This window comes from Streptomyces sp. NPDC029164 (genome assembly GCF_055563995.1).
The window spans coordinates 19318-34129 of record NZ_JBVHWW010000045.1; the positions used below are offsets into that span (position 1 = coordinate 19318).

A 14812-nucleotide genomic window follows, 5' to 3' on the forward strand; every position below is an offset into this window, starting at 1 on the left:
GGGGCCGGACACCATGGGTGTCCGGCCCCGGCCGCGTCGTGTGGCCGGGGCGGCGCCGCTGCTGGGCTCCGCCCCGGACTCCGCGCCTCAAACGCCGGCGGGGCTGAAAGAGCGCCTCAAACGCCGGCGGGGCTGGATGGGGCCTGGCGGCGCAGCGCCAGCGCCTCAGGGGAGGGGGCCCTGGATCTCCACCGCGGCGCAGCGCCAGCGGAGGTCTGGGCCCTGTTCCAGGCGGAAGGCCATGGCGGTGAGGCGGTCGCCCGTGGCGATGCGGGCGAAGGCTTCGATGACGCCCGGGCCGGGGGTGAAGCGGCCGCACTGGCGGATGACCGGGCGGAGCCGGTCGCGGAGAGGGCCTGCGGGGGCCAGGGTGACCAGCTGCTGGTAGGCGGGGCCGACGGTGTGGCCCAGGAGCGAGTGGACCGGGCGGAGGCCGCTGACGACCGCCAGGAGGTGTTCGGCGAACCAGTGGTGCGGGCCGAGCCGCAGCGTGCGCGGGGGGCCTGCCGGGCGCCGCGTGTCGCGCCGTCCGGCGGGCCGGGTGCGGGTGCGGCCCCCCGGGCGGCGGCTCCCGTCGTTGCCGATCGTGCCGCGCGTCGTCGTGTCCATCGCGATCTGCCCCCGAACAGGCCGGGCCCGGAGCGGTACCGGGCGGTAACTTGATGGGGATCTTCTACGGTCGCCGAACACGCTCCGCAACCACGCGCACCGCCGGGCGGGCCGCCGCCCCGGTTCACCTATCCGAGTGCGCGCCCGGCGCTCCCCGGGCCCGGACCGAGCGCGTACGGGGACGCGGTTGACGGCCGCCGGTCCCGGTCCGGCACCTCGAAGGGGTACCGGCTCCGTCACCCTGGCGGACCCTCGGAGTCGTATCCTGGGGGAGTTTTCCGACTACCGAAAGCAGCCGGCCATGCGCGTGTACGTCCCCCTGACCCTCCCCGGGCTCGCCGAGGTGCACAAGGCGGGTGAGCTGGGCCCCGCCCCGCTGCGGGCGTACGCCGTCACCCCCGGGCTCCGCGAGTGGTACGTGTCGGACGACATCGAGGAGCTGGAGTACGCGGCCCTGAACCGGGCCGCGGCCGCCTCCCTGCGGCTGCTCGCCGCGGACGCGGGCGCCCCGCGCCGCCGCGTCGTCGTCGCCCTCGACGTCGACGACAAGGCCGCCACCGCCACCCCCGGGGTCGACGAGGCCACCCTCGGCCAGGTGACCCTGGCGGGGGCCGTACGGCTCACCGTGGCCGCCGCCGTGCACGTGGACGCCGATGACGCCGACGAGGACGTGGCCGCCGCCGCGCAGGCCCTCCCCGCCGCCGACGGCGGGGACGGGGACGCGCAGTTCATCGTCGACGGAGCCGAGGACCACGAGCTGCTGTGGTTCGGCGTGCAGGAGATCCCGGGGTTGCTGAAGTGACCCAAAAGCACATCGTCTGGGACTGGAACGGCACCCTCCTCCACGACATCGACGCCGTCATGGTCGCGACCAACGCCTCCTTCGCCGAGCTCGGCCTCGCGCCGATCACTCTGGAGACCTACCGCGAGCTGTACGTCGTACCGGTGCCGAAGTTCTACGAGCGCCTCATGGGACGGCTGCCCACCGACGAGGAGTGGGTGGTCATGGACGAGGCCTTCCACCGGCACTATTGGGCCGCGGCCGAGGACGCCGGGCTCGCCGAGGGCGCCCGCGAGCTGCTCCAGGAATGGCAGCGGGACGGGCTCACCCAGTCCCTGCTGTCCCTCGCGCCCCACGAGAAGCTCGTACCCCTGGTCCGGACCCACGGGATCGACCACCACTTCCTGCGCGTCGACGGGCGGACCGGCCCCTCGCACACGTCGAAGGCGGGACACCTCGTACGCCACCTGACCGCCCTGGACGGGACGGGTGTGACGGCCGACCGTACGGTCCTCATCGGAGACGCCGTGGACGACGCGCTGGCCGCCGCCCACGTCGGCGCCCGGGCGGTGCTCTACACGGGCGGTTCACACAGTCGCAGCAGTCTGGAATCAGCCGGTGTGCCGGTCGTGGACACCCTGGCCGAGGCCGTACTGACAGCTCGCGAGCTGGCCGAATACTGACTGGACAAGCACGCTGCACGGACAGCCGTGCCGCGTCGCTGGCCAGACTGTCAAAGTTTCACCCCAAGATTTATACAGATGCAGCGAATGACGACCTGGGGGTAGGTCGGGATAGCCTTGTACCCGTGATCAGCGCGATAGTCATCGGGGGCACTGGAGCCTCCGGCCTGCGCCCGGCGCACGACCGTGCCCGGGCCTTCGCTGATCCCCGCCACCGGGACCTCCAGCCGATCTTGGCTCATTCCCTCCCGGTCGGCTCTCTCGACGGCATAGCGTCGATCCCGAACGGACACCCCGCCTCGCGGCGCTATGTCATTCCTTCTTCCTTCTTCACCTACGTCACGCAATGGCGCGCGACAGGAGCCAGAGGACATGCAGACCAAGCTGGACGAAGCAAAGGCCGAGCTGCTCGCACGGGCGGCCCGGGTAGCTGAGCACAGCCCGGCCGGGGGGCTACTTCCGACTGGGTCCGAGCAGGGAGAGCGTCCAGACCAGGACGCGGTGCTCTCCTACCTCCAGCGCTACTACCTGCACACGGCACCCGAGGACCTCACGGACCGGGACCCGGTCGACGTGTTCGGAGCCGCGCTCTCCCACTACCGGCTCGCCGAGAACCGGCCGCAGGGCACCGCGAACGTGCGCGTGCACACCCCCACGGTCGAGGAGAACGGCTGGACCTCCAGCCACTCCGTCGTCGAGGTCGTCACCGACGACATGCCCTTCCTCGTGGACTCCGTGACGAACGAGCTGTCCCGCCAGGGCCGCGGCATCCACGTCGTGATCCACCCGCAGGTCGTGGTCCGCCGTGACGTCACCGGCAAGCTGATCGAGATCCTCGGCCCCGACTGCGACGCGCACGGCCCCCGCACCTCGCGCCCCCACGACTCCCTCGTCGAGTCCTGGATCCACGTCGAGATCGACCGCGAGACCGACCGCGCCGACCTCAAGCAGATCAACGCCGACCTGCTGCGCGTCCTGTCCGACGTACGCGAGTCCGTCGAGGACTGGGAGAAGATGCGCGACGCCGCGCTGCGCATCGCCGAGGGCCTGCCCGAGGAGCCCACCGCCCCGGACCTGCGCGAGTACGAGCTCGAAGAGGCCCGTGAGCTGCTGCGCTGGCTCGCCGACGACCACTTCACCTTCCTCGGCTACCGCGAGTACAACCTCGTCGACGGCGACTCCCTGGCCGCCGTGCCCGGCACCGGCCTCGGCATCCTGCGCTCCGACCCGCACCACAGTGGCAAGGACGACGGCCACCCGGTCTCGCCGTCCTTCAACCGGCTGCCGGCCGACGCCCGTGCCAAGGCCCGCGAGCACCGCCTGCTGGTGCTGACCAAGGCCAACAGCCGCTCCACCGTGCACCGCCCCTCGTACCTCGACTACGTGGGCGTCAAGAAGTTCGACGCCGACGGCAACGTCGTGGGCGAGCGCCGCTTCCTCGGCCTGTTCTCCTCCGCCGCGTACACCGAGTCCGTGCGCCGCGTCCCGGTCGTCCGCCGCAAGGTCGCCGAGGTCCTCGACCGCGCCGGCTTCTCGCCGTCCAGCCACGACGGCCGCGACCTGACGCAGATCCTGGAGACCTACCCGCGCGACGAGCTGTTCCAGACCCCGGTCGACCAGCTCCAGTCCATCGTCACCTCCGTCCTGTACCTCCAGGAGCGCCGCCGGCTGCGGCTGTACCTGCGCCAGGACGAGTACGGCCGCTACTACTCGGCCCTCGTCTACCTGCCGCGCGACCGGTTCACCACCGGCGTCCGGCTGCGCCTCATGGACATCCTGAAGGAGGAGCTCGGCGGCATCAGCGTCGACTTCACCGCCTGGAACACCGAGTCGATCCTCTCCCGCATCCACTTCGTCATCCGCGTCCCGCAGGGCACCGAGCTGCCCGGCCTGACCGACGGCGACGTCGAGCGCATCGAAGGCCGCCTCGTCGAGGCCGCCCGCTCCTGGGCCGACGGCTTCCAGGAAGCGCTGATCGCCGAGTGCGGCGAGGAGCGCGCCGCGGAGCTGCTGCGCCGTTACGGCACCTCCTTCGCCGAGGGCTACAAGGCCGACCACTCGCCGCGCGCCGCCGTCGCCGACCTGATGCACCTGGAGCGGCTCGCCGCCAGCGACCGCAAGTTCGCGCTCTCGCTGTACGAGCCGGTGGGCGCCGCCCCCGGCGAGCGCCGGTTCAAGATCTTCCGCACCGGCGAGCAGGTCTCGCTCTCCGCGGTCCTGCCGGTGCTGCAGCGCCTCGGCGTCGAGGTCACCGACGAGCGCCCCTACGAGCTGCGCCGCTCGGACCGGGTCAGCGCGTGGATCTACGACTTCGGCCTGCGGATGCCCCTGGCCACCGGCCACGGTGACGCGGCGGCCGCCAACTACCTCGGCGACGACGCCCGCGAGCGCTTCCAGGACGCCTTCGCCGCGGTCTGGCAGGGCGACGCGGAGAACGACAACTTCAACACCCTCGTGCTGAGCGCCGGGCTCACCTGGCGGCAGGCCGTCGTCCTGCGCGCGTACGCCAAGTACCTGCGCCAGGCCGGCTCCACCTTCAGCCAGGACTACATGGAGGACACCCTCCGCAACAACGTCCACACCACCCGGCTGCTGGTCTCGCTCTTCGAGGCCCGGATGTCGCCCGTCCGCCAGGCCGCCGGCAGCGAGCTCGTCGACGCCATGCTGGAGGAGCTGGACGGGGCCCTGGACCAGGTCGCCTCGCTCGACGAGGACCGTATCCTGCGGGCCTTCCTCACCCTGATCAAGGCGACGCTGCGGACCAACTTCTTCCAGACCACCGGTGCGGGCGAGCAGCACTCCTACGTGTCGATGAAGTTCGACCCGCAGGCCATCCCGGAGCTCCCGGCGCCCCGACCGGCCTTCGAGATCTGGGTGTACTCCCCGCGCGTCGAGGGCGTCCACCTGCGCTTCGGCAAGGTCGCCCGAGGCGGCCTGCGCTGGTCCGACCGCCGCGAGGACTTCCGTACGGAGATCCTCGGCCTGGTCAAGGCGCAGATGGTCAAGAACACCGTCATCGTGCCCGTCGGCGCCAAGGGCGGCTTCGTCGCCAAGAACCTCCCCGACCCGTCGGTGGACCGCGACGCCTGGCTCGCCGAGGGCATCGCCTCGTACAAGATCTTCATCTCGGCGCTGCTCGACATCACCGACAACATGGTCGCCGGCGAGGTCGTGCCCCCGAAGGGCGTGGTCCGCCACGACGAGGACGACACCTACCTCGTCGTCGCCGCCGACAAGGGCACCGCGACCTTCTCCGACATCGCCAACGGCGTGGCGGAGTCCTACGGCTTCTGGCTCGGCGACGCCTTCGCCTCGGGCGGCTCGGCCGGCTACGACCACAAGGGCATGGGCATCACCGCCCGCGGCGCGTGGGAGTCCGTCAAGCGGCACTTCCGCGAGCTCGGCCACGACACCCAGACCGAGGACTTCACCGTCGTCGGCGTCGGTGACATGTCCGGTGACGTCTTCGGCAACGGCATGCTGCTCTCCGAGCACATCCGCCTGGTCGCCGCCTTCGACCACCGGCACATCTTCATCGACCCGACCCCGGACGCGGCCACCTCGTACGCGGAGCGCCGGCGCCTGTTCGAGCTGCCGCGCTCCTCGTGGGCCGACTACGACAGCTCGCTGCTCTCCGCCGGCGGCGGCATCCACCCGCGCAGCGCGAAGTCCATCCCGGTCAACGCGCACGTCCGCGAGGCCCTCGGCATCGAGGCGGGCGTCACCAAGATGACCCCCGCCGACCTGATGCAGGCCATCCTGCAGGCCCCCGTGGACCTGCTGTGGAACGGCGGCATCGGTACGTACGTCAAGGCGACGGCCGAGACGCACGCGGACGTCGGCGACAAGGCCAACGACTCCATCCGCGTCAACGGCTCCCACGTCCGGGCCAAGGTCATCGGCGAGGGCGGCAACCTGGGCCTGACCCAGCTCGGCCGCATCGAGTTCGCCCGGACCGGCGCCGGCGGCGAGGGCGGCAAGGTCAACACCGACGCCATCGACAACAGCGCGGGCGTGGACACCTCCGACCACGAGGTGAACATCAAGATCCTGCTCAACGCGGTCGTCGCGGACGGCGATATGACCGTCAAGCAGCGCAACAAGCTGCTCGCCCAGATGACCGACGAGGTGGGCCACCTCGTCCTGCGCAACAACTACGCGCAGAACACGGCGCTCGCCAACGGCGCCGCGCAGGCCCCGAGCCTGCTCCACGCCCAGCAGCGCTACATGCGCCGCCTGGAGAACGCCGGACTGCTGGACCGCGGGCTGGAGTTCCTGCCCACGGACCGCCAGATCCGCGAGCTGCTGAGCGGCGGCAAGGGCCTGACCCAGCCGGAACTGGCCGTGCTCTTCGCCTACACCAAGATCACGGTGGCGGACGAGCTCATCGCCACCGGGCTGCCGGACGACCCGTACCTGCGCCGCCTGCTCTTCGCGTACTTCCCGGCCGCCCTGGGCGAGAAGTTCGCCGAGCAGATCGACGCGCACGCGCTGCGCCGCGAGATCATCACCACCGTCCTGGTCAACGACACCGTCAACACCGGCGGTTCGACCTTCCTGCACCGCCTGCGCGAGGAGACCGGGGCCTCCACGGAGGAGATCGTCCGGGCGCAGCTCGCGGCCCGCGAGATCTTCGGCCTGGCCGACGTCTGGGACGCGGTGGAGGCGCTCGACAACAAGGTCGCCGCCGACGTCCAGACCCGGGTGCGGCTGCACTCGCGGCGCCTGGTCGAGCGCGGTACCCGCTGGCTGCTGAACAACCGGCCGCAGCCGCTCCAGATCTCCGAGACCATCGCCTTCTTCGCGGAGCGGGTCGGGCAGGTCTGGGCGGAGCTGCCGAAGCTGGTGCGCGGCGCCGACCTGGAGTGGTACCGGTCGATCATGGACGAGCTGACGGGCGAGGGCGTCCCGGAGGAACTGGCGGCCAAGGTCGCCGGGTTCTCCTCCGCCTTCCCGACGCTCGACGTCGTCGCGATCGCGGACCGCACGGGTGTCGGCTGCCTGGAGGTCGCGGAGGTCTACTACGACCTCGCCGACCGCCTGGACATCACCCAGCTGATGGACCGGATCATCGAACTGCCGCGGGCCGACCGCTGGCAGTCCATGGCCCGTGCGTCGATCCGCGAGGACCTGTTCGCGGCCCACGCGGCGCTGACGGCGGACGTGCTGTCGGTGGGCAACGGCAGTTCGACTCCCGAGGAGCGCTTCAAGGCGTGGGAGGAGAAGAACGCGGCGATCATCGGGCGGGCGCGGACGACGCTGGACGAGATCCGGGGGTCGGACGACTTCGACCTGGCGAATCTGTCGGTGGCGATGCGGACGATGCGGTCGCTGCTGCGCGCGCACAGCTGATCGGTCGAATTGAGCCGAACGGGCCGGGCCCGGGACCCAGTGGTCCCGGGCTCGGCCCGTTGCCGCTGCCCCCAGACCCCCGCGCCTCAAACGCCGGCGGGGCTGTACTCAGCGGCCCGCGGTGAAGGCCTCGTACGCGTCGCAGACTTCGGCGGACGGGCCGTCCATGCGCAGGACGCCCGCCTCCAGCCAGATCGCGCGGTCGCAGGTCTCGCGGACCGTGTTGATGCCGTGGCTGACGAGGAAGACCGTGCCGGCCTGTTCGCGGAGTTGCTCGATGCGGGCCTGGCTGCGCCGCTGGAAGGCCGCGTCGCCGGTGGCCAGGGCCTCGTCGATCATGAGTACGTCGTGGTCCTTGGCGGCGGCGATCGAGAACCGCAGGCGGGCGCCCATGCCGGAGGAGTACGTTCGCATCGGCAGGGAGATGAAGTCGCCCTTCTCGTTGATGCCGGAGAAGTCGACGATGTCCCGGTAGCGCTCGTGGATCTGCTGTTTGGACATGCCCATCGCGAGGCCGCCGAGCACGACGTTGCGCTCGCCCGTCAGGTCGTTCATCAGGGCGGCGTTCACGCCCAGCAGGGACGGCTGGCCGTGCGAGAAGATCCGGCCGCGGGCCACCGGCTGGAGACCGGCGATGGCGGCCAGCAGGGTGGACTTGCCCGAGCCGTTGGAGCCGATGAGGCCGATGGCCTCGCCCTTGTACGCGGTGAAGGTGACGCCCTTGACGGCGTGCACCTCGCGGACGCCGGGGGCCGGCTTGCGGGAGAAGACCCGGCTGAGGGCGGCGGTGGCGCCGCCCGTGCGGCTGCCGCTGCCGTGGACCTTGTAGATGACGTGGACCCCGTCGGCGATCACGGTGGGGATCCGTCCTCGGGTGTCAGCCACGGCCGTACTCCTCCTCTGCCTTCCAGAAGTAGATGAAGCCGCCGACGCCGGCGAGCAGGGCCCAGCCGATGGCGATCGGCCACACGTGGTGCGGGAGCGAATGCGCCTCGAAGCTGTCGATCAGCGCGAAGCGCATCAGGTCGATGTAGACGGCCGCGGGGTTGAGCTTGAGCACGGTCAGCACCCAGTGCGGCAGGTCGCCCGTCTTGTGGATCTGGTCGATGGACCACATGACGCCCGAGGAGTACATCCAGGTGCGCAGGACGAAGGGCATCAGCTGGCTTACGTCGGGGCTCTTGCTGCCGATGCGGGCCATGATCATGGCGCAGCCGGCGGCGAAGACGGCCATCAGCAGGAGCGCTGGGACGGCCAGGAGCCAGGCCGGGCCGGGCGTCTGGCCGAAGGCGAGCAGCAGGATGACGAGGGCGCCCATGGTGACGAGCAGCTGCTGGAAGAGCTGGACGACGGTGGAGAGGGGCAGGCTCGCGCGGGGGAAGTGCAGGGCGCGGACCAGGCCGAGGTTGCTGTGGACGGCGCGGGTGCCGGCGTTGACGGAGCTGCCGATGAAGTCCCAGACGAAGATGCCGGTGATCAGGAAGGGGAGGTAGTCCGGCACTCCGCTGCTGGCCTTCATCGCGAGGCCGAAGACGAAGTAGTAGACGGCCGCGTTGAGCAGCGGGGTGACCAGGTGCCAGACCTGGCCGAGCTTGGCCGTGCTGTACGTGGCCTGCATGCGGGCGGTGGCGTACGCGGCCACGAAGTGGCGGCGGTTCCAGAGCTCCGCGACGTAGCGGGGGAGGGAGGGGCGGGCGCCGCTGAGGGTGAGGCCGTGGGCGGCGGCCAGGTCGGCGAGGTCCGCGGGGTGCGCGGGCGCGGTCTTGGATGCGGTCGCGGTGGTCACAGGGTTCGCTTTCGACGGGGGTCAGTACGTCGCTGTCGAGGTCGGGACGGGTCCGTATCGTCGCTACGGCGAGGTTAGGGCGTGCTGCGTCGGAACGCAACCGTATCGTCGTGACGTGGGCGCAGCTATGCTCTGTGCATGACCACGGACCCCTCCGCCGCCCCCGCCCCTGCCCCCGCCGCCCGTAGAGCCCCCGCGGGCGCCGCCGTCCTGCGCGAGGACGTGACCGAGGCGATCCGCGAGGCGGTGCTGGAGGAACTGGCCGCGGTCGGGTTCTCGCGGATGTCCATCGAGGGCATCGCGCGGCGGGCGGGCGTCGGCAAGACCGCGGTGTACCGGCGGTGGAAGTCCAAGCTGCACCTGGTGCTGGACCTGATCGGGGCCTTCGCGGCGGACGGCCTGCCGGTGCCGGCGACGGGGTCGCTGTACGGGGACGTACGGGCGCTGCTGGAGGTCATGTCCCACGTGCTGAGGCACCCGGTGGCGTCGGCGGTCATCCCCGACCTGCTGGTGGAGGCGGCGCGGAACCCGGAGATCGCGGATGCGGTGCGGGGGGCGTTGCTGGAGGGGCAGCGACGGGTTGCCGCGGGCATCGTCGGCGAGGCCGTTTCGCGCGGCGAGCTGGCGGAGGGGGTTGATCCGGATCGGGCGCTCGATCTGGCGATCGGGCCGCTGTACTGGCGGCAGGTGGTCGTGGGGGACTCCGTCCCCGGCGGATATCTCGACGAGCTCGCGCGATCGGTCGTGGCCGGGCTGCGCACGGCCTGACCCTGCGGGCGGCCTGCTGGGGCTCCGCCCCAGACCCCGCGCCTCAAACGCCGGCGAGGCTGAAATACGGGGCTCCGCCCCAGACCCCGCGCCTCAAACGCCGGCGAGGCTGAAAGATCGCCTCAAACGCCGGCGGCGCTGGATTTGGCCGAGGCCGGCACAATCCAGCCCCTCCGGCGTTTGAGGAGCGGGGGCTCGGGGGCGGAGCCCCCGCAGCGGTGGCGCGGGAGCCTACGGCCAGAGGTGGGCCAGGGTTGGTTCCTGGACCGGGACCGGGGTCGGGGTCGGGGTCGGGGCCGGAGGGGTGGGGTGGCGGTCCGCCAGGGGGATGATCGCGGGGATCGGGGCCGTCTGCCCCAGGAAGACGCGCCGGACCACGCGTTCCGCCGCGTGGCCGTCGTCGTACGAGCAGAACCGTCCGCGGAACGCCGCCCGCAGCTGCGCCGAGCGCGAGCCCTGCCAGTGGCCCGTGGTGAAGATGTCCACCAGCTCGTCCTGGGTCCGGGCGATCGCACCCGGCGGGCACGAGCGCAGGTCGAAGTAGGTGCCGCGGGCCGCCTCGTACGCCTCCCAGTCGTCCGCGTGGATCACGATCGGCCGGTCCAGCGCCGCGTAGTCGAACATCAGGGACGAGTAGTCCGTGACGAGCGCGTCCGAGGCGAGGCAGAGCTCCTCCACCGAGGGGTGGGAGGAGACGTCCAGCAGCCGCGGGTGCGGCTCCCACGCGCGGTCGGCGTCCGCGTACGTGAGGTGGGTGCGGGCGAGGATCGTGAACTGCGGGCCCAGATCGCGCAGGACCCGCTCGAAGTCCAGGTGTTCCGGCCGGCTGCGCCGGTAGTCGCGGTGGGTGGGCGCGTACAGGATCGCCGTCGAACCCGCCGGGATGCCGAGCCGTTCGCGCAGTTCCAGTACGTCCGCGCGGGTCGCCCGGTGGAAGACGTCGTTGCGCGGGTAGCCGTATTCGAGGGTCGTGTAGGAGGACGGGACGGCCTTCTCCCAGACCAGGGTGGAGTGCCGGTTCGCGGAGAGCAGGTAGTCCCACTGGTCGGCGCCGCGCAGCAGGCCCGCGAAGTCGGTCGTCGGGGTGGCCGCCGGGCGGTCCTGGAGGTCGATGCCGACGCGCTTGAGCGGGGTGCCGTGCTGGGTCTGCACCAGGATCTGGCCGGGGCGCTTGACCAGGGCGCGGTCGAAGTTGACGTTCGTGACCAGGTAGGTGGCCCGGGCCAGCGCGGTCCAGTACGCCGCCGAGCCCGGGCGCAGCGCCGTCGTCTTCCGGGGCAGGGTCGAGGCGTGCGCCGGGTCGCAGATCCACGCCGTCCGCATCCGGGGCGCCAGTTCCCGCAGCTTGGCCTCGATCGCCGCCGGGTTGCAGGCGTAGCCGCCGTGCCAGTACGCGGAGAAGACCGCGAGTTCCGGGCGCAGGGGGAGCAGGCGCTGGATCCGGTAGTGCAGGCGCCGGGCCGTCTCGCGCAGGCCCTGCCACAGGGCAGAGGCCGCGCGGCCCAGTGCCAGCCCGGCCGAGCGCAGCGCGGACAGCAGCCGGTAGGTGCGCCGGGTGCCCAGCCGCATCAGGGTGTGCCGGACCTGATCGGTCCGCGACAGGGACACCGGCAGCGCGGACCTGCCGCCCGGGGCCCGGTAGCGGCGCAGCAGGGCGGAGGCCCGGCTGAAGAACTCGGCCCGGCCGGCGCGCGGGAGGCGGCGCGGGTCGGCGTACAGGGCGCAGAAGTGCTCGGCCATGCGGCGGTGCACGGTGGGGCGCCAGCGCTCCAGCTCGGGGCGCCCGGCGAGATAGCCGAAGACCCGCTCGTACTGGTCGAAGATGTCGAGGTGGCGGCGGCTGGTGGTGGTCAGGATCGAGCCGGTGCGCCGCTGGCGGTAGTGGACGCAGACCCGGTCAAGGACGGCGACGGACTCCGCTGCCAGCAGCGCCGGGTAGGTCCAGGGGGTGTCCTCGTAGAGGCCGGGCGGGAAGGCGAGGCCCTCGCGCTCCACGTACTCGCGGCGGTAGGCCTTGTTCCACACCACCATCAGCATGGCCAGCAGCGCCGGGCGGTCGGCGAGCCGGAAGCTGGCCGGGCCCTCCTCGGACAGTCGGTGCGCGAGGCGGTTGCGCACCACCTCGCCCGACCAGAAGGTGCGCGCGTAGTCGTAGACGAGGACGTCGGGGGAGCCGGTGGCCTTCAGCCGGTCGGTGATGGCCTGCAGGGCGCCGGGGGCGAGGGTGTCGTCGCCGTCGAGGAAGATCAGGTAGTCGCCGGTGGCCCGGGCCAGACCCGCGTTGCGGGCCGGGCCCAGACCCAGGTTGTGCGCCAGGTGCACGGCGGTGACCCGGGGGTCACGTGCCGCGTACTCGTCGATGATCGAACCGCAGGCGTCGGGGGAGGCGTCGTCGACCGCGATCAGTTCCAGATCCGGGTACGACTGCGTCAGGACCGAGTCCAGACTCTCCTGGAGGTAGGCCTGGACCTTGTACGCGGGCACGATGACGCTGAACCGGGGCACGGCACATCCAGGGGTCGGCGCGGGCATATTGCCCAGCAACCCCCGGCGTGGCGTTCGGGTTACGCAGCGTGTGGCAATCGGGTTACGCAGTGTCAACGCCGCACGTCAATCACTTGATCGCGCCGGCCATCACCCCCGTGACGAACTGCCGCTGGAACGCGAAGAAGACGAGGAGCGGGACCACCATCGACAGGAACGCGCCCGGCGCCAGCACGTCGATGTTGTTGCCGAACTGCCGTACCTGCTGCTGGAGCGCGACCGTCACCGGCGGGTTCGCCGAGTCCGCGAAGACCAGTGCCACGAGCATGTCGTTCCACACCCACAGGAACTGGAAGATGCCGAGCGAGGCGATCGCCGGCCCGCCGAGCGGCAGCACCACCCGGGCGAACAGCCGCAGTTCACCCGCCCCGTCGAGGCGGGCCGCCTCCAGCAGCTCGCGCGGGATCTCCGCGAAGAAGTTGCGCAGCAGGAACACGGCGAAGGGCAGTCCGAAGGCGGTGTGGAAGAGGACCACTCCCGCCGTGGTCTCGAACAGCCCGATGGAGCCGAAGAGTTCGGAGACGGGGATCAGCGCCACCTGTACGGGGACCACGAGCAGCCCGACGACGATCAGGAAGAGCCAGTCCCGGCCCGGGAACTCCAGCCAGGCGAAGGCGTATCCGGCGAACGAGCCCAGGGCCAGGACCAGCAGGGTGGTCGGCACGGCGATCGCGACCGTGTTCAGGAGCGAGCCGGTGATGGTGTCGTTGGCCAGCAGCCGCTCGTAGTTGCCGGCGGTCAGCCGCGAGGGGGCCGTCAGCACCTGCCACCAGCCGCCCTTGTTGAGGTCGGTGGGGGCGACGAACGAGGAGATGAGCAGCCCGAGGGTGGGCAGCAGCCAGAAGAGCGCGGCCAGGACCAGGAACACCCGCAGCGCCCCGCCCGCGGCCCGCCCGGCCAGCCGGCCCGCGGTCCTGCCGGCCCCCGCGGTGCTCCCGGTCCGTTCGGGCTTGGACGAACTCATCGGGATCCCTCCTTCCGGAGCCTGCGTATGTTCACGAGCATCACCGGGATCACCAGCACCAGCAGCAGCACGGCGATGGCACTGCCCAGGCCCGGATCGGCGTCGGTGCCGAAGGAGGTCCGGTACAGCTGCAGCGCGAGCACGTTCGCGTCGTCCTGGACCGCGCCCGGCGCGATCACGAAGACCAGGTCGAAGATCTTCATCACGTTGATGACGAGGGTGACGAGCACGACCGCCAGGACCGGCCCCAGCAGCGGCACGGTGATCCGGCGGAACACCTGCCACTCGTTGGCCCCGTCCACCCGCGCCGCCTCCAGCAGCTCGCGCGGTACGGCCGCCAGCCCGGCCCCGATCAGCACCATCGCGAAACCGGCCCACATCCATACGTACGCCCCGATCACCGCCGGGGTGACCAGCGCCGGGCCGAGCCACTGCACCCCGGCGTACGCCTCCCGGAAGTTGGCGGCGGGCAGCCGCAGCAGCGCCCCGTCGGCCTTCGCGGACAGGGTGAAGGTGCCGTCGGCGCGGGCCGTGGCCGAATCGACCACCCGGCCGTTCTTGACCGCCTCGATCCGCATCCCGGCGAAGGCCGACTCGGTCGGGTCGACCGCGTTCGTACGGCCGCCCCCGCCGCGGGTGAAGTCCTGCCAGGCCGTCCCGGTGACCTTCCCCGGCTCGGCGTCCGCCGCCCTCGCCGCCCGCGTGCCCTCGGGCAGGGACTCCGGAGCCACGCCGACCAGCGGCAGCAGCACCGGGGTGCCCGCGCGGACGGGGTCGCGGGTCACGAAGGCGCCTCCGCCGGCGTCGGCGAGCGGCGAGTCCCGGCCCGGGCGGGCCTTGGGGAAGGCCGAGGACTCCGCGAAGGTGTCGTGGACCCCGACCCAGACCGCGTTGGCGACGCCCCGGTCGGGATCGTGGTCGTAGACGAGCCGGAAGATGATGCCCGCCGCCAGCATCGAGATCGCCATCGGCATGAACACCAGCAGTTTGAACGCCGTGCCCCACCGCACCCGTTCGGTGAGCACCGCGAAGATCAGACCGAGGGCGGTGGCCGTGGTCGGGGCGAGCACCACCCACACCGCCGTGTTCTTCAGGGCGGTGCGGATGGTGTCGTCGCTCAGGATCTCCCGGTAGTTGTCGCCGCCGACGAACGTGCCGCCCGAACGGTCGAAGAAGCTGCGGTAGAGCGAGTAGCCGATCGGGTGCACGACGAGCGCGCCGAGCAGGACGAGGGCCGGCAGGAGGAACGCCGCCGCGACCAGGCGGCGGCGCCGGGCCTCCGCGGACAATCCCCCGCGGGCGGCCTTGACCGAGGCCTTCACGGG

General features: G+C 71.7%; 10 protein-coding genes. 4 read left to right on the plus strand and 6 right to left on the minus strand.

The window, feature by feature from the left end; translation table 11 throughout:
* Positions 1 to 165 precede the first annotated feature (165 nt).
* Positions 166 to 609, minus strand: a complete 444-nt coding sequence (locus ACZ4VT_RS32970) for an Rv3235 family protein (protein ID WP_467955086.1) — start codon at positions 607 to 609, stop codon at positions 166 to 168.
* Between the two features lie 301 nt (positions 610 to 910).
* Here ACZ4VT_RS32970 and ACZ4VT_RS32975 point away from each other — a divergent pair, with 301 nt between their 5' ends.
* The 3 genes from ACZ4VT_RS32975 to ACZ4VT_RS32985 all read left to right on the plus strand — a co-directional run bounded on the left by ACZ4VT_RS32975 (position 911) and on the right by ACZ4VT_RS32985 (position 7425).
* Positions 911 to 1411 carry a DUF6912 family protein gene (locus ACZ4VT_RS32975; protein ID WP_362815182.1) on the plus strand — a complete coding sequence of 167 codons (501 nt, stop codon included), beginning with the start codon at positions 911 to 913 and terminating at the stop codon, positions 1409 to 1411.
* A complete protein-coding gene (locus ACZ4VT_RS32980; RefSeq protein ID WP_467955087.1) occupies positions 1408 to 2073 on the plus strand; it encodes an HAD family hydrolase in 666 nt (221 codons plus the stop codon). The genes ACZ4VT_RS32975 and ACZ4VT_RS32980 overlap by 4 nt, the downstream gene beginning before the upstream one ends.
* Positions 2074 to 2445: 372 nt before the next feature.
* A complete protein-coding gene (locus ACZ4VT_RS32985; protein ID WP_467955088.1) occupies positions 2446 to 7425 on the plus strand; it encodes an NAD-glutamate dehydrogenase in 4980 nt (1659 codons plus the stop codon).
* A gap of 108 nt (positions 7426 to 7533) precedes the next feature.
* Here the strand turns inward: ACZ4VT_RS32985 and ACZ4VT_RS32990 are convergent, their stop codons facing one another.
* On the minus strand, positions 7534 to 8310 hold the full coding sequence (locus ACZ4VT_RS32990) for an ABC transporter ATP-binding protein (protein WP_467955089.1): 777 nt from the start codon (positions 8308 to 8310) through the stop codon (positions 7534 to 7536).
* Complete coding sequence (locus ACZ4VT_RS32995; protein WP_467955090.1) at positions 8303 to 9211, minus strand: ABC transporter permease; 909 nt, start codon at positions 9209 to 9211, stop codon at positions 8303 to 8305. The genes ACZ4VT_RS32990 and ACZ4VT_RS32995 overlap by 8 nt, the downstream gene beginning before the upstream one ends.
* Positions 9212 to 9349: 138 nt before the next feature.
* Between ACZ4VT_RS32995 and ACZ4VT_RS33000 the strand changes: the two genes are divergently transcribed.
* A complete protein-coding gene (locus ACZ4VT_RS33000) occupies positions 9350 to 9979 on the plus strand; it encodes a TetR/AcrR family transcriptional regulator (RefSeq protein ID WP_467955091.1) in 630 nt (209 codons plus the stop codon).
* Positions 9980 to 10210: 231 nt separating this feature from the next.
* On the opposite strand, the gene ACZ4VT_RS33005 is transcribed toward ACZ4VT_RS33000, so the two are convergent.
* The 3 genes from ACZ4VT_RS33005 to ACZ4VT_RS33015 all read right to left on the minus strand — a co-directional run bounded on the left by ACZ4VT_RS33005 (position 10211) and on the right by ACZ4VT_RS33015 (position 14809).
* Positions 10211 to 12484 (minus strand): bifunctional glycosyltransferase/CDP-glycerol:glycerophosphate glycerophosphotransferase, encoded by a 2274-nt coding sequence (locus ACZ4VT_RS33005; RefSeq protein ID WP_467955092.1) that lies wholly within the window; start codon positions 12482 to 12484, stop codon positions 10211 to 10213.
* Between the two features lie 109 nt (positions 12485 to 12593).
* Entirely contained in the window at positions 12594 to 13487 is an 894-nt protein-coding gene (locus tag ACZ4VT_RS33010; protein WP_467955093.1) for a carbohydrate ABC transporter permease, read from the minus strand.
* Positions 13484 to 14809 carry a carbohydrate ABC transporter permease gene (locus ACZ4VT_RS33015; RefSeq protein WP_467955094.1) on the minus strand — a complete coding sequence of 442 codons (1326 nt, stop codon included), beginning with the start codon at positions 14807 to 14809 and terminating at the stop codon, positions 13484 to 13486. The genes ACZ4VT_RS33010 and ACZ4VT_RS33015 overlap by 4 nt, the downstream gene beginning before the upstream one ends.
* Between the last annotated feature and the right edge of the window lie 3 nt (positions 14810 to 14812).

What these genes read in the sequence shown, in the direction of transcription:
- ACZ4VT_RS32970 (WP_467955086.1), bottom strand. Translation starts at nt 609, where the DNA reads ATGGACACGACGACGCGCGGCACGATCGGCAACGACGGGAGCCGCCGC.
- ACZ4VT_RS32975 (WP_362815182.1), top strand. Translation starts at nt 911, where the DNA reads ATGCGCGTGTACGTCCCCCTGACCCTCCCCGGGCTCGCCGAGGTGCAC.
- ACZ4VT_RS32985 (WP_467955088.1), top strand. Translation starts at nt 2,446, where the DNA reads ATGCAGACCAAGCTGGACGAAGCAAAGGCCGAGCTGCTCGCACGGGCG.
- ACZ4VT_RS33000 (WP_467955091.1), top strand. Translation starts at nt 9,350, where the DNA reads ATGACCACGGACCCCTCCGCCGCCCCCGCCCCTGCCCCCGCCGCCCGT.
- ACZ4VT_RS33010 (WP_467955093.1), bottom strand. Translation starts at nt 13,487, where the DNA reads ATGAGTTCGTCCAAGCCCGAACGGACCGGGAGCACCGCGGGGGCCGGC.